General features: G+C 50.1%; 18 protein-coding genes. 13 read left to right on the top strand and 5 right to left on the bottom strand.

Translation table 11 applies throughout. From position 1 onward, the window contains the following. The first annotated feature begins 149 nt into the window (after nt 1-149). The 6 genes from HA49_RS02120 (at nt 150) to HA49_RS02095 (ending at nt 6,583) form a co-directional block, all read left to right on the top strand. The gene (locus HA49_RS02120) at nt 150-1,166 is read left to right on the top strand and encodes an ABC transporter substrate-binding protein (protein WP_038019990.1); all 1,017 of its coding nucleotides are present in this window, start codon (nt 150-152) and stop codon (nt 1,164-1,166) included. 9 nt (nt 1,167-1,175) lie between these two features. Beyond that, nucleotides 1,176-1,940: an ABC transporter permease gene (locus HA49_RS02115; protein WP_038019987.1), complete on the top strand. Its 765-nt coding sequence runs from the start codon at nt 1,176-1,178 to the stop codon at nt 1,938-1,940. Then, complete coding sequence (locus HA49_RS02110; RefSeq protein ID WP_038019986.1) at nt 1,937-2,719, top strand: ABC transporter ATP-binding protein; 783 nt, start codon at nt 1,937-1,939, stop codon at nt 2,717-2,719. The genes HA49_RS02115 and HA49_RS02110 overlap by 4 nt, the downstream gene beginning before the upstream one ends. A 189-nt stretch (nt 2,720-2,908) precedes the next feature. Further along, nucleotides 2,909-3,478 (top strand): sugar dehydrogenase complex small subunit, encoded by a 570-nt coding sequence (locus HA49_RS02105; RefSeq protein ID WP_038019984.1) that lies wholly within the window; start codon nt 2,909-2,911, stop codon nt 3,476-3,478. A gap of 28 nt (nt 3,479-3,506) precedes the next feature. Next, nucleotides 3,507-5,162, top strand: a complete 1,656-nt coding sequence (locus HA49_RS02100) for a GMC family oxidoreductase (protein ID WP_038019982.1) — start codon at nt 3,507-3,509, stop codon at nt 5,160-5,162. Beyond that, nucleotides 5,159-6,583: a cytochrome c gene (locus HA49_RS02095; RefSeq protein ID WP_038019980.1), complete on the top strand. Its 1,425-nt coding sequence runs from the start codon at nt 5,159-5,161 to the stop codon at nt 6,581-6,583. Before HA49_RS02100 ends, HA49_RS02095 begins: the two co-directional genes overlap by 4 nt. A gap of 62 nt (nt 6,584-6,645) precedes the next feature. On the opposite strand, the gene HA49_RS02090 is transcribed toward HA49_RS02095, so the two are convergent. The 3 genes from HA49_RS02090 to HA49_RS02080 form a co-directional block, all read right to left on the bottom strand. Continuing rightward, entirely contained in the window at nt 6,646-7,338 is a 693-nt protein-coding gene (locus HA49_RS02090) for an NADPH-dependent F420 reductase (RefSeq protein WP_245610139.1), read from the bottom strand. 28 nt (nt 7,339-7,366) lie between these two features. Continuing rightward, nucleotides 7,367-7,972, bottom strand: a complete 606-nt coding sequence (locus tag HA49_RS02085) for a cupin (protein WP_038020398.1) — start codon at nt 7,970-7,972, stop codon at nt 7,367-7,369. A gap of 206 nt (nt 7,973-8,178) precedes the next feature. Then, nucleotides 8,179-9,339 carry an MFS transporter gene (locus HA49_RS02080; protein ID WP_245610138.1) on the bottom strand — a complete coding sequence of 387 codons (1,161 nt, stop codon included), beginning with the start codon at nt 9,337-9,339 and terminating at the stop codon, nt 8,179-8,181. Between the two features lie 126 nt (nt 9,340-9,465). Here HA49_RS02080 and HA49_RS02075 point away from each other — a divergent pair, with 126 nt between their 5' ends. After that, nucleotides 9,466-10,884: an MFS transporter gene (locus HA49_RS02075; protein ID WP_038019976.1), complete on the top strand. Its 1,419-nt coding sequence runs from the start codon at nt 9,466-9,468 to the stop codon at nt 10,882-10,884. Nucleotides 10,885-10,930: 46 nt separating this feature from the next. Here HA49_RS02075 and HA49_RS02070 read toward each other — a convergent pair whose 3' ends face one another. Both HA49_RS02070 and HA49_RS02065 read right to left on the bottom strand, forming a co-directional pair. Further along, the gene (locus tag HA49_RS02070; protein WP_038019974.1) at nt 10,931-11,533 is read right to left on the bottom strand and encodes a 2OG-Fe(II) oxygenase; all 603 of its coding nucleotides are present in this window, start codon (nt 11,531-11,533) and stop codon (nt 10,931-10,933) included. Nucleotides 11,534-11,681: 148 nt separating this feature from the next. Further along, nucleotides 11,682-13,166 (bottom strand): NCS1 family nucleobase:cation symporter-1, encoded by a 1,485-nt coding sequence (locus HA49_RS02065; RefSeq protein WP_046791639.1) that lies wholly within the window; start codon nt 13,164-13,166, stop codon nt 11,682-11,684. A 136-nt stretch (nt 13,167-13,302) separates the two neighbouring features. Between HA49_RS02065 and HA49_RS02060 the strand changes: the two genes are divergently transcribed. The 6 genes from HA49_RS02060 to HA49_RS02035 all read left to right on the top strand — a co-directional run bounded on the left by HA49_RS02060 (nt 13,303) and on the right by HA49_RS02035 (nt 18,750). Continuing rightward, on the top strand, nt 13,303-14,007 hold the full coding sequence (locus tag HA49_RS02060; protein WP_038019973.1) for a GntR family transcriptional regulator: 705 nt from the start codon (nt 13,303-13,305) through the stop codon (nt 14,005-14,007). A gap of 16 nt (nt 14,008-14,023) precedes the next feature. Next, nucleotides 14,024-14,767 carry an aspartate/glutamate racemase family protein gene (locus HA49_RS02055; RefSeq protein WP_038019972.1) on the top strand — a complete coding sequence of 248 codons (744 nt, stop codon included), beginning with the start codon at nt 14,024-14,026 and terminating at the stop codon, nt 14,765-14,767. A 178-nt stretch (nt 14,768-14,945) separates the two neighbouring features. Continuing rightward, nucleotides 14,946-15,506, top strand: coding sequence for a DsbA family protein (locus tag HA49_RS02050; protein WP_038019971.1), 561 nt, complete (start codon nt 14,946-14,948; stop codon nt 15,504-15,506). Between the two features lie 276 nt (nt 15,507-15,782). Further along, nucleotides 15,783-17,747 (top strand): FUSC family protein, encoded by a 1,965-nt coding sequence (locus HA49_RS02045; protein WP_046791638.1) that lies wholly within the window; start codon nt 15,783-15,785, stop codon nt 17,745-17,747. 206 nt (nt 17,748-17,953) lie between these two features. After that, entirely contained in the window at nt 17,954-18,394 is a 441-nt protein-coding gene (locus HA49_RS02040) for a PTS sugar transporter subunit IIA (protein WP_038019967.1), read from the top strand. Between the two features lie 74 nt (nt 18,395-18,468). Continuing rightward, the gene (locus tag HA49_RS02035) at nt 18,469-18,750 is read left to right on the top strand and encodes a PTS sugar transporter subunit IIB (protein ID WP_038019965.1); all 282 of its coding nucleotides are present in this window, start codon (nt 18,469-18,471) and stop codon (nt 18,748-18,750) included. Nucleotides 18,751-18,778 lie beyond the last annotated feature (28 nt).

Below are 18,778 nucleotides of genomic sequence, written 5' to 3'. Positions count from 1 at the left end.
GTGCACCCGAATGATGCACTGATTACCGCCTTCCCTCTGGCCTGAGATGCTCCGATGGTAGTAATACCTTATCCCTGAAGATTGGCACGCTTTCTGCTTAGTGGTTGGTATACAAGTTTGAATACCACTTTCGCTATCAGGAGATGCTTATGACCCGGGATAAAAACAACAACCATTCTGCACAACGCCGTCGGTTCCTTCAGCTGTCAGGTCTGGCTCTGGGTGGGCTGGCACTGAATCCGCTGGCCGGAATCAGCCGGGCCTATGCCGCGGATGACGAAATACTGATCGGCTACTGGCCGATTGTCGGTGGTTTGCCGCTGTATGCAGGGATAGAAAAAGGTATTTTTAAACAGGCCGGACTGAATGTCCGGGCCGTCAAATTCGCCAGCCCTCAGCAGGTAGTGGAATCTATGCTGACCGGCCGAATCCATGGTTGTGCCAACGGAACCGCGACAGGTGCGCTGGGGCTGGGTGAAATATCCAGTCCGGGACTGTTCAAAATCATCTGCGCGAACCCGTCAAATAAGAATATGGTGCTGGATGAGTTCCTTATTCCGGCCAACAGCACCGCCAAAAGCATCGCTGACCTTAAAGGCAAGAAAATAGCCAGTGGCCCGGGTATTCAGAATGTCACTATGGCGAAAATCATTCTTGAGAAAAACGGTTTTGAAAATCCACAGATCATCGAGCTACCGGTCGGACAACATGCCCCGTCACTGGCCGCAGGCCAGATTGACGGGGTCTATACCCTGGAGCCCACCGGGACGGTGGCTCGGGTCAACCATATGGGGAAAGTCCTGGAAACCGGCGTCATCTCCCGCTATGTGCTGGGGGATGAAAACGCGCCCTGGTTCGGTGGTGCTGCCGCACTCACCAGGGCGTTTATTAGTTCACAGTCTGCTAAAGCACAGGCGTTTATCAAGGCCTACGGAGATGCCGCTGATTTTGTCACTAAAAACCCGGAGGAAGCGCGTAAATATATCGCCGGTTATACCAGTATTACTCCGGCACTGGTCAGTGAAGTCCCCTTACCCGGCTTTGTAATGTATCCACAACTTACCGGCGATAATTTGCAATGGTTCCAGAAATTCTATGATGTCTTTACGGAACGTAAGATTTTTCGCCAGAAAGTGGACGTCAGCAGCCTGATCTATCGCGCATAAGGAGTAGCCATGACCCGTTTTCGTGCCGGAACCTTTTTGCCGCTGATAGGCCCGGTGGTGTTATTGCTGCTGTGGCAGACCGCAGTCAGTGCCCGATGGTTAAACCCTGTATTACTGCCAGCGCCACAGGAGACGCTTTCGTACCTTTACCATGCATTGATCAGTGGCAGCATGAATACCGATATCGCGGCCACACTGTACCGGACCCTGATGGCGTTCGTGATTGCCGCAGCCATCGGTGTGCCTCTTGGCGTGATGCTCGGTAGCAGTGAGAAAGTATATCGCAGCGTTGAATTCCTGGTGGATTTCTTCCGCTCCACCCCCTCTTCAGCACTCATCCCCTTGTTTATGCTGATTTTCGGGATTACAGATGCCAACAAAATTGCGATTGCTGCGTTTGCTGCCGTACTGGTGATTTTGTTTAACAGTGCCTATGGGGTGATGAATGCCCGTAAAACCCGGATTATGGCCGCCCGGGTGATGGGGGTTTCCTCATGGCATGTATTCAAGGATGTGATGCTGATTGAAAGCCTGCCCCAAACTTTTGTCGGTCTGCGTACCGGTGTCTCGATGGCGCTGGTAATTGTGATTGTCGCTGAAATGTTTATCGGTTCAGAGACCGGGCTGGGTCACCGGATTATCGATGCTCAACAGTTATTTAATATTAATGACATGTACGCCTCTATCCTGTTTACCGGGGCTTTTGGCTATCTGTTGAACCTCGCGTTCTTACTTATCGAGAAACGCTTTATCCACTGGAGTGGTAAATCATGAGTCTGCCTGATTATGCAAAACCGGATTCGCAGGTCTCGGTACGGGGACTGTGTAAAAGCTTCGCCGGCCAACCCCTGTACCAGAACTTTAGTCTGGACCTGCCGCGTGGGAAAATCATTTCGGTGTTCGGTCCGAATGGCTGCGGTAAATCAACCCTGATGAATATGATTGCCGGCCTGATGCCGATGGATAGTGGTCAGGTCCTGTTTGATGGTAAAACACTGGCAGAAACCCGTATCGGTTACGTATTCCAGAATTACCGCGATGCATTGTTTCCATGGATGACCAGTTGGAAAAATATCGCTTATCCGTTAATTCGCCATGGTTACAACAAAGCTCAGGTTAAAGCCCGTGTTGATGAGCTTGCAGCGCTGTTTGATATTCGCTTCGATTTACAGCGCTATCCGTATGAGCTTTCCGGCGGACAGCAGCAGACGGTATGTATCATGCGCGCGCTGGCGATTTCTCCGGAAGTGTTGTTCCTGGATGAACCCTTTTCCGCGCTGGATTTCGAAATGACGCTGTTCATCAGAGATAAGCTACAACAGGTGCAGATGGCTACCGGCATCACCATGTTTATTGTTTCTCATGACCTGGAGGATGCTGTTTTTCTCGCCGATGAAATTTTGTTACTGACACGGCGTCCGACCCGGATTGCAGAAATTGTGCCTTTCGGCTTATCACGACCACGCACTGCAGAAGCCATGAGCGACCCGGAGTTTATCCGCGTAAAAGCGCATACTTTGCAGGTATTTAAACGGGAAATGGCCGCAATATAGGCCTTTGTGTGATCCCCCTGTGCGCTGCAATCCCGGGCAAGCAGGGTTCGCGTTGTAACACTCCACCGCAGGTTAAGAACAAAAAGTGCTTTTTCCCTCACTGAACATCAATTCTTTTTAACAAACTCTTTTCTTTTGATTATAGAATGTGACTTCCATCACAAATAGAATGACAGATGTGGATTTCCAATGAAGCAAATATTTGAGCAAAGTCAAACCGATCTACCGGAAAATGGAACCGGTTCCAGTCGCAGAGGATTTATTAAATCCGCCCTGGTGTTAACTGCCAGTGGTCTGGTGGCTTCTTTGCCATTGCGAAGTTTTGCCAGCAGTGTGGTTCATGGTGGCGACACAACTCAGGACTTTATCAGTGTTTCGCAGGCAATCACCGAACACAAACATATCAACCCTCAGTTAGCCGCTCACTTCCTGAGCGCGTTCATCAAACGGGACAATCAGTTCAGCAGCAAAATTACCCGGCTTGCGCAGTTGTACAAAACGGGCGATACCGCTGTCGCTTTTAAAGACAAAGCAGTGGCCGCCGGCCTGGGTGATTTTCTGCAGCAAATCGTAACCGCCTGGTATACCGGCACGATTGGCGATGACTACAAAGGTACCCTGGTCGCCTACAAGGAAGCGTTGATGTACGCCACCGTCAGCGATGGCTTAGTGGTTCCGACCTACTGCGGCAATGGTCCACTCTGGTGGACTGTACCTGTTCCCGATCCTCTCGATCCTGAACTGATCGATAACCTGTAAATAAACACTTAAAAACAGAACGATGATGATGAAAAAACCAGAATTTACTGCGGGCGGTGATGCCTCCGCAGATATTGTTATTGTGGGCTCCGGTATTGTTGGCGGACTGATTGCAGACAGACTGGTCAGTCAGGGATATTCAGTACTGATACTCGAAGCCGGGTTGCGAATCAGCCGCGCTCAGGCCGTAGAGAACTGGCGTAATATGCCGTTTGCTAACCGCGCTGGCTCAGATTTCCAGGGCTTATATCCGCAGTCGCCACTGGCACCTGCCCCGCTCTATTTTCCACCGAATAACTATGTCAATGTCACCGGCCCGAGTGCAGGTAGCTTTCAGCAGGGCTACCTGCGTACTGTCGGCGGCACCACCTGGCACTGGGCTGCCTCCTGCTGGCGTCACCACCCAAGTGACTTTGTGATGAAAAGTAAATACGGTGTGGGCCGTGACTGGCCAATCTCATATGACGAGATGGAACCCTGGTACTGCGAAGCGGAATATGAAATTGGTGTCGCGGGCCCGAGTGATCCCTCTATGCAGTCACCCAGTGAACGTAGCCGGCCTTATCCGATGGATATGGTACCGTTTGCCCACGGCGATACTTATTTTGCCAGCGTGGTTAACCCGCACGGCTATAATCTTGTTCCAATCCCACAGGGCCGGAGTACCCGTCCGTGGGAAGGTCGACCGGTATGCTGTGGTAACAATAACTGCCAGCCTATCTGCCCGATTGGTGCAATGTATAACGGTATCCACCATATTGAGCGTGCTGAGAGCAAAGGTGCGGTTGTTCTGGCGGAATCGGTGGTTTACAAAATCGATACTGATGACAATAACCGTGTCACTGCGGTGCACTGGCTGGACAATCAGGGCGCATCACACAAAGCGACCGGTAAGGCTTTTGCGCTGGCATGTAACGGGATTGAGACACCGCGTCTGTTGTTACAGGCAGCGAACAAAGCAAACCCGACAGGGATTGCCAACAGTTCAGATATGGTCGGTCGTAACATGATGGACCACTCCGGTTTCCATTGTAGCTTCCTGACCGAAGAACCTGTCTGGCTGGGTCGCGGCCCTGCGCAGAGTAGCTGTATGGTGGGTCCTCGTGACGGTGCTTTCCGTAGCGAATATTCTGCTAACAAAATGATCCTGAATAATATTTCGAGGGTTGTTCCTGCCACCAAACAGGCTCTGGCTAAAGGTCTGGTCGGGAAAGCACTGGACGAAGAGATCCGTTACCGTTCGATTCACGGGGTCGATCTTTCCATCAGTCTGGAACCGTTACCCGATCCGGAAAACCGCCTGACACTCAGCAAAACCCGTAAAGACCCTCATGGCCTGGCATGCCCTGACATTCATTACGATGTTGGCGATTATGTACGTAAAGGCGCGACCGCGGCCCATGAGCAACTGCAACACATTGGTTCTCTGTTCAATGGTAAAGAGTTCAATATTACCACTGCGCTGAACGCGAATAACCATATTATGGGCGGAACCATCATGGGTAAAAGCGCCAAAGATGCCGTAGTCGATGGTAACTGCCGGACCTTTGACCATGAAAATTTATGGTTACCCGGCGGTGGCGCAATTCCTTCTGCCAGCGTGGTAAACAGTACTCTGAGTATGGCTGCTCTCGGTCTGAAAGCTGCACACGATATTTCCCTGCGTATGAAGGAGTTCGCATGAAACGATTCTCGCAGATAAAACTCACCTTACTGGGGCTGCTGTGCGGCGGTCTGGGTTCACTGGCGGCAAATGCGGCGGATATCGATCAGACATTACTGCAACAGGGTGAACAGGTAGCGACCGCCTCTGACTGTCAGGCATGTCACACTGCGCCCGGCAGTAAGACAGCGTTCAGTGGCGGTTATGCGATTGCTTCACCGATGGGGGCGATTTATTCCACCAACATTACCCCTGACCCGGCAACAGGGATCGGTAAATACACTGAACAGCAGTTTATTGAGGCAGTTCGCCATGGGGTCCGGGCAGATGGTGCTCAGTTGTATCCTGCCATGCCCTACACCTCATACCGGATGATGACAGACAGCGATGCCCATGCACTTTATTACTACTTTATGCATGGCGTAAAACCGGTGGTTCAGCAAAACACCGAAACCCGGCTCTCATTCCCGTTTAATATGCGTTTTAGCATGAAGTTCTGGAATCTGTTGTACGCTGACAACAAGACATTCCAGCCAGATGCGCAGAAAAGTGCCGAATGGAATCGCGGGAATTATCTGGTCAACGGTCTGGCGCACTGTGACACCTGCCATACACCACGTGGTTTTATGATGAATGAGCAGACGGATCAGCCTCTGGCGGGTGCTCATCTGGGGAGCTGGTATGCGCCAAATATTACTTCAGATAAAGTCAGTGGTATTGGTGGCTGGAGTAACGATGAGATCGTGGAGTACCTGAAAACCGGCCGTGCGGCGGGTAAAAATCAGGCAGCTGGCGGGATGGCTGAAGCCGTTGAACACAGCCTGCAGTATCTGCCAGACAGTGATTTGCAGGCAATTGCCACTTATCTGAAGCAAACCGCCCCCATTCGTACTCCTGGTGAGACTCAGGCGGCTTATAGCTATGGTTCATCTTCCACCAATGTTGATGATCAGGTTCGCGGTATGGCTCCTAATAATGCCCGTGACTCATTAACCAGCGGAGCTGCCTTATTCAGCGGAAACTGTGCCAGCTGCCACCAGCCAGATGGTGCGGGGAGTAAGAATCAGGCCTATCCTTCGCTGTTCCATAATACTGCGACCGGGATGATTCATCCACAAAACCTGATTGCGACGATTCTGTTTGGGGTTCAACGCAACACTAAAGACCATCAGGTGTTGATGCCAGGTTTCAGTTCGCCAACCTATGTGGATAACCTGACCGATCAACAGATTGCGGATATCAGTAACTATGTCCTGCATAATTACGGGAATCCTGCGGTGACAGTGAAGGCAGGTGATGTTGCCTGGGTTCGTAAAGGTGGGCACCCTCCGGCACTCGTTGCGCTGCAGCCTTACATGATTCCGGCGATGGTGGTTGGGGTAATTATTATCATCCTGTTGTTGGTGGCATTCCGGTTACGTCGTAGCCGTCGCAAAGCTTAATCATCACTGAACGCTGAATTATCACCAGAATTGGGGGGCCAGTCGGCCCCCCATTTTTATGACTATTTTAACTGTTGTTGTAACTGCTGACGGGTCAGACTGCTCAGGAACAGCGAGCTGCCCGGCTGAAACAGCCGCGCTTTGTCCAGCCCACCGACCACCACCGGATCAAATCCGGCAGCAGTGACCAGCGATGATATCTCTTTCACAGCTTGTTGATCATCGCCTGCCAGCGGAACCGCCAGTTTTTCTCCTGAACGATGAGCTTCTGAACTGAGCGTCGCGGCAGCAATTGAATTAAAGCCACGTACCAGTTTTGCCCCGGGGAATAACCCGCCACTGTAAAGCCCTACCCCTTTACTGAGGGCCTGTTCGGCGACATTACCATCTCTTCCAGGATAGGGATTACTCACATCGAGGACCACTTTTCCTTTCAGTTCACTCCCGACTGATTTAGCCAGTGACGGCAGTGCTCCGTAGGGAACAGCCAGCACCACAATGTTGGCTTTTTCGGCTGCCTGTTGCACACTGGCAGCACTGGCCTGCCGGCCTAGTTCGGTTACCTGAGCTTTTAGCTGGTCCGGATGCCTTGACGATAAAATAACCGGATAGCCGGCTTTACTCCACAGCGTTGCCAGCGTACCGCCCATCTGACCGGCACCGATAATACCAATCGTAGGTAATGTTTCTGCATGAGCGGCCACGACTCCGGCCAGCATCAGGCCCCCCATCAACCAACGTTTGAATCCAGTCACAAAGACCTCCTCTTTTAACGAAAATTATTTATGTCCTGTCCCATAACGTCATTAATGGCTGTGGCTGGCCACTGACAGGGTCCTGGTGCGGATAAGCCAGAGTGTCGATACTTTTCTGCATCGCGGCCGTGGGCGCAGAACGACAAATGTCCCAGTGCTGATCCGGTGGATAAGCGCCAATAACCAGAAAGTCATCGCTACTGCCAAGATTACAATGACCTGTTCCGGCCGGCAGGAGTGCCACATCTCCCGCATTTACAGTCACTGTTTTCCCTCCGGGGCCACCGAGCATCAATTTTGCTTCACCACCGACAAACCCCAGAACTTCATGTGCCGTGCTGTGGTAATGGTGAAAATCGAACACCCCGGCCACCCATTGGGGTGGCCAGCCATGTTGCTGAAATGCGCTTTCTGAATTTTGGGTAATATTGCCGGATAATGGCAAAACCTGGCGGTAAAGCAGTACCGGCAGATTCGGGTTATTAGGCACCCAGCCATTTTTGGATAATCTGAAATGTTCCGGAGTGATGCGGGACACTGTTTCACCACGGGCAGCCGCAGATAACAGTAATGGTGTGGTCAGAGCAATGCCGCTCATCACACGTAAAAAATCCCGGCGGGAATCGACAGACATTTTTCCCCCTTGCATTAGTTAACAGTGCCAGAGTTTCCGGCACTGAGAATGACATGCGACAGACCGGTAGTGTCTGACACGAGCTGAAACGATCCTGCTCTTTCAGGTATAAAACCCGTCCGGCTATTTGTAAAGCCGGGACGGTCTGTGTTTTCCGGAAAATTGTCTCAGAAGATGTCTGAAACTTAAGATACGCAGGAGGATTGTTACGCTTGTTTGCGGCTCAAAGAACAGAGATATGCCAGCAGTCCGATGATACCTAATGCTGCACCGACACCGGCTGTAGAGGTCCATCCGTATCCGGCATCGATCACCATTCCCCCTAAAAATGCTCCTAATGCATTAGCAATATTTAACGCTGAATGATTCATTGCTGCCGCCAGAGTCTGGGCTTTACCCGCGACATCCATCAAACGAATCTGCAGGCACGGAATGAGCATTGAGGTAGTGCCAATCAGGAAAGTGGCTATAACTCCGCTCAGAGCGTGGGTGGCCATCAGAGGAAAAAGCATCATCACCACCAGATTCCACACCAGAGCCACGGTGATCCCTTTTCTGACACTCCAGTCAGAGAGCTTACCTCCGGTAGACATACCCACAATCATCCCCAGGCCAAATGCAGCCATGACCCATGGAATAGCCCAGCCAGGCATCCCTGCGACATGAACCAGCGTCGGAGTGATATAGCTGAACACCGCAAACATTCCGCCAAATCCCGCAGCTCCGGTCAGAAGCACCAGTAACACCTGAGGTGTTTTCAGCGCGGTCAGCTCATGTAACGGATGGGCTGTTTTGTCACCGGGCAAATGGGGAACATAACGGATCACCATCAGCAGTGAGATCAGCGCACAAATACCCACAAACAGGAAAGCATAATGCCAGTTAAGATGGTGGCCCATCCAGGCCGCCAGCGGTACACCAAGTAACGTCGCGACCGTCAGACCGGTCATCATCCGCCCGATGGCTTTACCACGTTGCTCTGCCGGTACCATCGAGGCGGCCACCAGTGAAGCAATCCCAAAATATGCGCCATGCGGTAATCCACTGATAAACCTTGCCAGCACAAAACTGAAATATTCAGGGACCAGGGCGCTGGCAATATTCCCTGCAGCAAATAATCCCATGAGAAAAATCAGTAAACGCTGACGTGATGCCTGAGCACCTAACACCGCAATTAACGGAGCCCCAAAAACCACCCCCAGTGCATAACTGGTAATTGCATTACCGGTACTGGTCACTGAATGCCCCAGGCCATGGGCTACATCAGGCAGCAGTCCCATAATGACAAACTCACCTGTCCCGATGGCGAATCCTCCGATGGCCATCGCCAGCAACGCCATACCGATACCCGTGTCGTTTTTTTGCACACAAACTCCAATACATTTAATTAATATTCAGTAAACAAAATTACATACATTCATGAGGTGCATCGATTTCACTGATTCGTTATTATTCCCTCACCTGTATACTCTCATCTCTGATAAGCAAGAGTCATGTCTGGATTGATAAATAATTCGAATAAGTCCGTCTCCGCTGTTGCATTGCTGGTTGCTGGTGCGTTTTTCATGGAGTTCCTCGACGGTACCGTTATCGCTACAGCGTTACCTTATATGGCAAAAACCTTCTCTACCGAGGTCACACGACTCAATCTGGGGATCAGTGCTTATCTGCTGACTCTGGCAGTACTCATTCCGGTCAGTGGCTGGATTGCCGATCGTTATGGTGCTAAAAATGTCTTTTCTCTGGCACTGGCGATCTTCACCCTCTCCTCAGTATTGTGCGGATTGTCAGATAATCTGCCAATGTTTGTGGCAATGCGCATTCTGCAGGGTGCCGGTGGCGCACTGATGGTTCCCGTTGGACGGCTGGCAGTGTTAAAGAACACGCCAAAAGATCAATTGATCACCGCCATTGCTACCCTGACCTGGCCGGCACTGGTCGCCCCGGTTATCGGCCCCCCTCTGGGTGGCTTTATCACCGACTATTTCAACTGGCGTTGGATATTTTTCCTGAACCTGCCTCTGGGAATTGCTGGTTTCATACTGGCCCGCCGGCTGATGAAAAATAACAGCGATACGGAGAAGCGTCCGTTCGATGTGACCGGTTTTATCCTGTCAACCCTGTCGATGATTGGGTTCGTCTGTAGTATGGAGATGGTCTCTTCATCGGTTCCGATGGTTCTGACTCTTGGGTTACTGATCATTAGCCTGGCCGGATTTTGGCTGAGTTACCGACATATGATCCGGGTACCGGAACCAATGATCCGAATGGACGCCCTGGCCATTCCGACATTCAGGGCAACGCTGGTCGGAGGCTTCCTGTTTCGCGCCGCCATTTCTGCGGTACCCTTTCTGTTACCACTGATGTTTCAGGTGGGCTTTCACATGGATGCTTTTCATTCTGGCTTACTGGTACTGGCAGTATTTGCCGGAAACCTTGCCATTAAACCGGCCACCACCCCAATACTCAGAGCGTTTGGCTTCAAAACTGTTCTGACCATTAACGGATTGCTGAATGTTTTGGGCATGGTAATTTGTGCCTTCTTCACCGCCCAGACCCCTCATGCACTGATAATGCTGGTGTTGTTCCTTGGCGGGGTGGTCCGTTCTCTGCAATTTACCGCCATTAACACCCTGGTGTTCTGTGATGTACCTAAAGCTCAGATGAGCCATGCAAACTCCCTGTTCAGCGCCTCATCACAGTTATCGATGGGAGTAGGAATCACTTTCTGTGCACTGAGTCTGTTTCTCACACAAAAACTGAGTCACAGTGTCGAATGGTTGTCACAGCTTCCGGCTGTCAGCTTCCGTCTGTCGTTTATTGCTTTAGGGATATTATGTCTGATAGCGATGGTGGACATTCTGTTACTGGAGAAAAATGCCGGCAGCCAGGTCGCGGCAGGTCGTAAGTAACCTACCCGTATTGCTTGCCGGGTGCCCGGGTTCCCGGCAAGCTCATTCAACTGTAGTAGTAATCCTGACCGTTATTACGAATATACCAGCCGGTCAGCGCCATTCTTTCTTTATGCGCCGGTTTAACTTCGTGCAGAATTTGTTCCGACAGAAAACAGATAACACTGCCGGCCACCGGCTCTATCAATCTTTCCCCTTCCGGCAGATGCAGGCACAGCTGTCCTCCGTCCTGTGGATGCCAGTTCTGGTTGATGTACATAATCAGCGTCACGGCCCTGCGTTTATCATTCGCAAAGCAATCATAATGCGGTTTGTAATAGGCTCCGCTGGGATAGCGGGAAAAATGCCCTTCAAAATCGTTGAGCCCCAGATAAAACTCACGATTAAGTAGCTGACGAATAGTTTCTACCAGCCCCAGGTAATCACGGATAGCCGGCAACTGTTCATCCTTGTCTATCCAGCTGATGCTGTCTGAACGGATCGACTCATTAATAATGTTTTTTACCCCCTGACCAATGCCTGCTTGCAGGAAGGTACGGCTATGGCATATTTCGGCTAACTGTGACACCAGAGCGGCATCCAGTACGTTTTGCTGATAAAACCACCCCTGTTCACACAGTTGTTGAACTAACACCTCAGAATCAAGCATAGCGCCTCTGCGACGGGTAACACGGAAAGTGTCGTGATTATAGCCGGATGGCCGGGTAGCAACCATCGGATTCAATGTGACCAGGGAAGGATTTTAGATGAAAAGTGTCAGCCTGACAGAATTACCAGGCTGACGGAACTCAGCACAGTCAGATATCTTTAGTGACACGGGCTGTCAGAGCAGCATCGGTCCGTGCCCCCCGTTTGACCAGAGCAACACGGTAATAGATACCTGCGGCCAGTGCGACGCCAATAAACCAGCTGAAGTTGGCAATTTCATGTAATGCCGGAATAAAACTTATCACCAGACACAAAGCGACTGACGGGATCAGTGCCAAAATCGCTTTCGGGTTAAAACCACTCCTGTACCAGTAAGCCCCTGACGGAGTATCGTTAAACAAATCGTCGGTTTTAATCTGGCTGCGATTAATCAGATAGAAGTCACACAGCAGAATGCCAAACAGCGGCCCAATGAACGAACCCAATACATCCAGCGTATAGTGGATAAGTTCCGGAGACTGGAACAGATTCCATGGCGTCAGAATGACAGACCCGACGGCTGCAATCATCCCGCCCATACGGAAGCTGATTTTTTGCGGTGCACAGTTAGAAAAATCGAACGCCGGCGAGACAAAGTTCGCCACGATATTGATTCCGATAGTCGCAGTAATCATCGTCAGCAATGCTACCGCCATCGCTACCCCGCTCCCCACCTGCGAAACCGTTTCAATAGGGTCGGTAATCATTCTCCCAAATAATGAGTGGGTCCCGGAGACAATCACCACGGTAATAATAGAAAACAGTAAAAAGTTAAACGGCAATCCCCAGCGGTTACCGCGACGGATATCCTGCATACTGCTGGCATAACGTGAGAAATCGCCAAAGTTCAGTAAAGGGCCAGAGAAGTAAGAAACCACCAGAGCCACCGCAGTTATCATCTGCCAGCCCTGAGCCGCAGGAGAGAGAGATTTTTCGGAAAGAGTCAGAGAAATTCCTGAGAAACCGGTCTGCGAGATAATCCACACTGCCAGTGCCAGCATAACGATGTATACCGCAGGACCTGCGATATCGATGAAACGCTTAATGGCACTCATACCGTGCCAGAAGACCAGTGCCTGTAATACCCACATCACGGCAAAACATATCCAGCCGAGTGTCGACAAACCGAGAAAATGGGAGGTTGTCATGGATACCAGCGATGGCCAGAACTTCAGCAAAACCAGCATCAACGCGTTAGATGCCAGCCAGGTCTGGATACCGTACCAGGCAAACGCGATTAAGCCACGGATGACTGCCGGAATATTTGCCCCAAACACCCCGAAAGCCTGACGACACACTACCGCATAAGGAACCCCGCTCTGCTGACTCGGCTTCGCGACCAGATTGGCAAAAACCTGCACAATGCAGATCCCTGCTAACAGGCATAACAGGACCTGCCAGCCCGCCAGGCCCAGTGCGAAGAAACTGGCGGCGACTACATAACCCCCCATACTGTGTACATCTGACATCCAGAAGGAAAAAATATTATACCAGTTCCAGTGTTGTTCCCGGACCGGCGCTAAATCATCATTAGTTAAGCGCGGACTGTAACCTGGTTTGATGAGCCCGGAATTCTGTGATTCATTTTTTGGCATAGTTGCAGCCCCTGTAGATTGCTGAATAGTATTAGACTCATAACACCCTGCAGGATCCGGACCAGTTTTCATTTTTTTGTATACAAAATTTAAAAAATGAGTATACCTAATACAGACAGTGATTCAGGAGAACACCATGTTTAGCGCCAGCCCCTATCGCGAAAACGCCGAAGTACATGAAAAAGAGCACAAAATTCGTGAAGCGTTAATGAAAGCAATCGTTGAGCATCAGTTACCGCCAGGCAGCAAACTGCCGGAGGAAGCTTTGGCTGAGGCCTTTGGTATCAGCCGCACAGGAATCAGAAAAGTACTGACACGCCTTGCTACAGTGCAAATGGTCAATATGACGCCCAAGCGTGGTGCATTCGTGGCCAACCCCGATGAGCGAGAATCACGGCATATTTTCCGTACCCGTTCACTGGTAGAACTGGCCAATTTACCGGATGTGACAACCCGGGTACGCCCTGCCGATGTGCAGGAATTGACTGAGATTATGATGCAGGAGCATCAGGCACATCATCAACGGGATGCTGCAGCGGCCATTCGCTACTCAGCGATGTTTCACATCCGGCTGCATGCCGTGGCCGCCAATCCGGTGGTCAGTGACATTATCACCAACCTGACCCTGCGTTCGTCGCTGGTGATTGCCGCCTGGGGGAGCCAGTGGCAACAAGGGTGTCGTGAGTCAGAGCACCATCAATTACTGGAAGCTCTGCAGGAAAAGGATGTGCCATTGCTGAGTTCTTTATTACAGCAGCACTTTGAGAATATTGTTGGCAGCCTGAATTTCAACAATAACAAAACCCCGCCTCCGGATTTCCGGAAACTGTTTTCAGCCTGAATGCATCGGAGTAAAAATGAGTCAGCATTGTATACAATTAATAAATCCTAACACCAGCCAGTCCATGACCGAAAATATGGCCACGGCTGCCAGATCAGTGGCTTCTGCGGGTACCCGGATTCTGGCGGTGAATCCACAGTCTGGTGTGGGTTCCATTGAAGGTCATTTTGACGAAGCCATTGCGGCGGTGGGGGTGTTACAGCAGGTTCATCAGGGACGCCAACAAGGGGCTGATGGCCATATTATTGCCTGCTTTGGTGACCCGGGACTGTTAGCCGCCAGAGAACTGGCCAGCGGCCCGGTGCTGGGGATTGCCGAAGCAGCGATGCACCTGGCCACCATGGTCTCTACCCGGTTTAGCATTGTAACGACTCTGCCCAGGACGGTGATCATCGCCAGACACCTGTTAAAGCAATACGGTTTTACAGAACACTGTGCCGCGATCCGGACCATCGATTTACCCGTATTATCTCTGGAAGAGAGCAGTACACTGGCCAGAGATCGGATACGCGAGCAGTGCCGTCTTGTCATGCAACAGGATAACAGTGGCGCTGTGGTACTGGGGTGCGGTGGGATGGCCGGACTGGCGGAACAACTCACCTCTGAACTGGGGATCCCGGTCATTGACGGAGTTACCGCGGCCGTGAAACTGATGGAGTCACTACTCAGTCTGAGGTTAACGACCAGCAAGCTTGGTGATCTGGCTTATCCGGTCGCTAAACCACTGAGTGGCATCTTCTCTGACCTGAGTCCTGTCTGAGCATCAGGCCTGACAGTTCGCGGCATGCGCAGGACAGCACTGACCGACGTTGCATCATTGAGTTATGCCCCTTATCCTGAAATAAATATTCAAATCATAAAAGCAACGGCTTTAGCGCTGTTGTTTTCCATCGCACCAGACCGGTATTACTGGTCTGCAATGAATCATGAGGATAATTATGGCTGCAACACCTGTTTCCGCCAAAGCTCTGACACTGGGCCAAGGTCCGGCGTTACTCGAAGTTTTCCTTGAACCGACCTGCCCTTTCTCGGTACGTGCTTTTAACAAGCTGGATGGTCTGATAAGCCTGATGGGTGAAGACCAGTTAACCGTGAAAATTTATCTGCAGTCACAACCCTGGCATATGTTTTCCGGAGTTATCACCCGTGCCATTCTGGCAGCGTTAACTCTGCCAGAGGGTAATACTGCAGCGCTGAAAATTCTTAAAGCGGTGGGGGATCACCGTGAAGAGTTCGAGTTTACCGATCACTGTCGTGGCCCGAATATGGATGCCACGCCACAGCAGATCCTTGAACGACTGGAAAAATACAGCGGTATTAGTGTCAGTGAGCCGTTTGATAAGCCAGAACTGCAACAACTGATAAAATGGCACTGTAAATATTCCCGGCAGAACGGGATTCATGTCTCACCGACCTTTATGATTAATGGACTGATTCAGGCCGATATGGGCAGCGGCGAAGAGATCAGCCAGTGGGCTGAACGCATCCGCAAAGGCTAAACAAAATACGGTAAACAGCTGGTCTGTTTACCGTAATTTTCCCCCTCCCGCCATAACGACCCCTGAAATATTTTTTATTACTTTGATGTAAATCACACTTTTGTGTTTCTTCACAAAGGCGTAAGATGACTTTTATCACCTTATTCCTGTGTGGACATTCTCCAGATGCACCGTTAATTTAACCCACTGTTTTGTAACCCTTTCCAGGGTTGCTCGCGTCATGGTGTGGCTTTTTTTTGGCTTCCTGCAACTATTTAAATAATGATTCAATAAAAAATGCATAATTCATTACTTTTTCGGCTGCGTTTTGCCTGCAAAACGACTTTTGCCCTGGTGATGGCGTTAGTTTTGAGCTTTGTCCTGCAACTGGATACCCCCAAATGGTCAATGATGACGGTGGCTATCATTGCAGCTTCTCCGGCCTTTGCCTCGGGCGGCGAGCCGATGACTGGCGTCTTAAGATTCAGAGGTTTTTTACGACTGATAGGTACAGCGGTCGGATCTCTGGGGGCGGTAATCATTATCTGTGGATTAGCCCGTGCCCCGGTACTGATGTTGTTTGCTTGCTGTCTGTGGGCCGGAGTTTTTTCCTGGCTGTTTACCGTGGTTAAACAGGAAATCTCTTACGCTTTTGGGCTGGCTGGCTATTCGGTGTTTATTATTCTTGTTACCGCCTGGCAGACCCCGCAGGAAGCACCACAGATTGCCATCTACCGGTCTCTGGAAATATCACTCGGATTATTGTGTATTATTTTCTCAGATTTAATCTTTCTGCCACGCAGTATTAAACCGCAAATCAGACGATTTATTGATGAAAGCCCGATGGCTTTATTTGGGCTGATGTCCAGCTGTTTCACCGCGACGACCGAGCAGGAATTCGAAGACCGTTTTAAACATATGCTGGCGGAATGCAAGAAATTTAATGCGATGCGCCAGGTCTTAAAAATGGAGTCAACACACAATAACCCGGCACTGCATCAGCGTCTGAAAGGAATCAACGGACTGATGTTTCATTTGTGTACCCTGACGTACGAAACCTGGCAGTATTTCCACCTGCGTCCTGAAAAACGTAGCACCAGCTGGTATATGTTATTCAGTCAGATTCCCGATTCTCAGGTTACGCTGTCCCAGAAAATTCATCAGTTCACCCTGCTGATTCATCAACTTTCACCAGTGCAGACCCCACATGCTCTTTCATCATGGATTAAGGGACTCAAGGAGTTACGAATTCTATGTACCGGCGTCCACTCCAAAATGCCATTACATGATGTCGAAAAAGAGATCATTGGCCGTTACGAGATCAATGCCGCAGCCTCAGTGCAAAAAGCTCATGCCCTGGTCAACGGATTCCGTACTTTTCTGACCGGTGCTGTAGGCTGTTGTCTGTGGTTTACCACCACCTCCAGCGCTGTCACCGGATTTCTTATTATTTCGAGTATAGTTTCTACTCTGGCAATGCGGGCCGAAAACCCACGCACAGTGGCGGTCGATTTTATCTACGGAATGATCTACATCCTTCCGATCAGTATCTTCTATTATCTGATTGTTTTGCCCGGAACTCAGCAGAGCTTCACATTGTTGATCATCTCCGTCGGTCTGCTGGTGTTTTTCTTTTCTCTTTGCGTACAGTGGAAAATGCCAGGCAGTGGTGCATCACTGATGTTTATATTCAACTTAATCCCAATTACCAACCCGGAAACCTTCAGTTTTAACCACTACCTGGACAGTGCGCTGGGCCAGATTCTTGGTGCTATCGTGACTTTACTGATCATCTGGTTAATTCCTGACCTGAGCCGCAGTTCGATGTCGAATTCCCTGCTGCGTAATATCCTCACCACGTCACTGCAGACTCTGACAACCAATCCGAAACGCCGTAAAGTCAGCCGCCTTAGTGCGTTGTATGATGATCTACTACTGCTCATTACCCTCGACAGTCGCAAATTAATGCGTTACAGGCTGGCGATTAATCTGATTATTATTTACCGACGGATCACTGCATTAAACATCCCTTATCTGCAAACACTGTCAGAGTTCCACCAGCAAATTCGTGAAACAGCCGAGGATTTATCCAGCCAAAAAATGGCTATTCAGCGGGAACGTGCTTATATCAGGCTACAGCAGTTATTGCACGAATATCTGGGAGTGATAAACATCCTGCCAGATAATGAAAAAATAACCGCGGTGGTCAATGATTTACAGGCTTTACTCAGCACCTACCGTGGTGAATTAATCAGTCGCTGATACCTCTTTGTGTTTCCGCCTGTCAGTGGTCACCGGGTTGCCGCTGACACCGGCGGATACCAGTTCCCCCACCCTTTTTGTTACAGATACCCCGCAATTAATTGTGAAATACATCACAACATTAACTTTCGGCTTTATGTAATGTGAGACACTGATTTAAAAGGCTTTTTAAATCCCTGCGGTTTTCATTATGAAAAGGGTATGCAATGTTAGTTGATTATCTAAATGACCAAAATATCCATATTTGTGACTCTGTTGCCGACTGGCAGCAAGCCATTACATTGTCGGGAGACCCTTTGTTAAAACAAGGGATCATCACCCAACGCTATATTGATGAAATCATTGCCGAACACGGGCGTACCGGTCCCTACTATGTGCTGGCGCCGGGTGTTGCCATGCCCCACAGCCGTCCGGAGAATGGCTCAGTCGGCGTAGGTCTTTCGCTACTGGTGATTAAACAGGGTGTGGACTTCGGCAGCACGGACAACGACCCGGTCAAAGTCATTTTTTTCCTTGCTGCCAAAGATGCTGACAGCCATATATCACTGATCTCCTCACTGGCTGAGTTGCTGGATGAAGAGGAAAATATTGATCTTCTCGCCACAGGTAACCGCGAGACTATTCTTGAAGTGATTAACCGTTATTAAACAACGCAGCGACGTTATTTAAACTACGGCCCGGCAACTTATCCCGGGCCACTTTACTTCTCAGGGGATTTGCTATGAAAATTTATGCGGTGTGTGGCCACGGTCTGGGCAGTAGTTTTATGCTGGAAAAAAATATTAAAACGGTGATGACCAAAATTGGACAGGAAGCCGAGGTCAGCCATATTGACCTTGCCTCGGTCACTAATAATTTAGCGGATATCTTTGTAGTAGGCCAGGACCTTGCTCCGGGGATTACCGGCAAAGTCGACGCTCATAAGGTTGTCGTGCTGAAAAGTATTATCGCTAAAGCAGAACTGGAAGAGAAACTGACTCAATGGCTGGCGGATAACGCCTGATTACTGTTAACCATCTGAATGGTATGCC

It is taken from the genome of Tatumella morbirosei (genome assembly GCF_000757425.2).
GTDB lineage: Bacteria > Pseudomonadota > Gammaproteobacteria > Enterobacterales > Enterobacteriaceae > Tatumella > Tatumella morbirosei.
This window is presented reverse-complemented; position numbering and strand designations above follow the sequence as displayed.

Excerpts from the sequence above, each read along its gene's own strand:
- HA49_RS02120 (WP_038019990.1), top strand. The coding sequence starts at position 150 with ATGACCCGGGATAAAAACAACAACCATTCTGCACAACGCCGTCGGTTC.
- HA49_RS02115 (WP_038019987.1), top strand. The coding sequence starts at position 1,176 with ATGACCCGTTTTCGTGCCGGAACCTTTTTGCCGCTGATAGGCCCGGTG.
- HA49_RS02110 (WP_038019986.1), top strand. The coding sequence starts at position 1,937 with ATGAGTCTGCCTGATTATGCAAAACCGGATTCGCAGGTCTCGGTACGG.
- HA49_RS02105 (WP_038019984.1), top strand. The coding sequence starts at position 2,909 with ATGAAGCAAATATTTGAGCAAAGTCAAACCGATCTACCGGAAAATGGA.
- HA49_RS02100 (WP_038019982.1), top strand. The coding sequence starts at position 3,507 with ATGAAAAAACCAGAATTTACTGCGGGCGGTGATGCCTCCGCAGATATT.
- HA49_RS02095 (WP_038019980.1), top strand. The coding sequence starts at position 5,159 with ATGAAACGATTCTCGCAGATAAAACTCACCTTACTGGGGCTGCTGTGC.
- HA49_RS02085 (WP_038020398.1), bottom strand. The coding sequence starts at position 7,972 with ATGTCTGTCGATTCCCGCCGGGATTTTTTACGTGTGATGAGCGGCATT.
- HA49_RS02075 (WP_038019976.1), top strand. The coding sequence starts at position 9,466 with ATGTCTGGATTGATAAATAATTCGAATAAGTCCGTCTCCGCTGTTGCA.
- HA49_RS02070 (WP_038019974.1), bottom strand. The coding sequence starts at position 11,533 with ATGCTTGATTCTGAGGTGTTAGTTCAACAACTGTGTGAACAGGGGTGG.
- HA49_RS02065 (WP_046791639.1), bottom strand. The coding sequence starts at position 13,166 with ATGCCAAAAAATGAATCACAGAATTCCGGGCTCATCAAACCAGGTTAC.
- HA49_RS02060 (WP_038019973.1), top strand. The coding sequence starts at position 13,303 with ATGTTTAGCGCCAGCCCCTATCGCGAAAACGCCGAAGTACATGAAAAA.
- HA49_RS02055 (WP_038019972.1), top strand. The coding sequence starts at position 14,024 with ATGAGTCAGCATTGTATACAATTAATAAATCCTAACACCAGCCAGTCC.
- HA49_RS02050 (WP_038019971.1), top strand. The coding sequence starts at position 14,946 with ATGGCTGCAACACCTGTTTCCGCCAAAGCTCTGACACTGGGCCAAGGT.
- HA49_RS02045 (WP_046791638.1), top strand. The coding sequence starts at position 15,783 with ATGCATAATTCATTACTTTTTCGGCTGCGTTTTGCCTGCAAAACGACT.
- HA49_RS02040 (WP_038019967.1), top strand. The coding sequence starts at position 17,954 with ATGTTAGTTGATTATCTAAATGACCAAAATATCCATATTTGTGACTCT.
- HA49_RS02035 (WP_038019965.1), top strand. The coding sequence starts at position 18,469 with ATGAAAATTTATGCGGTGTGTGGCCACGGTCTGGGCAGTAGTTTTATG.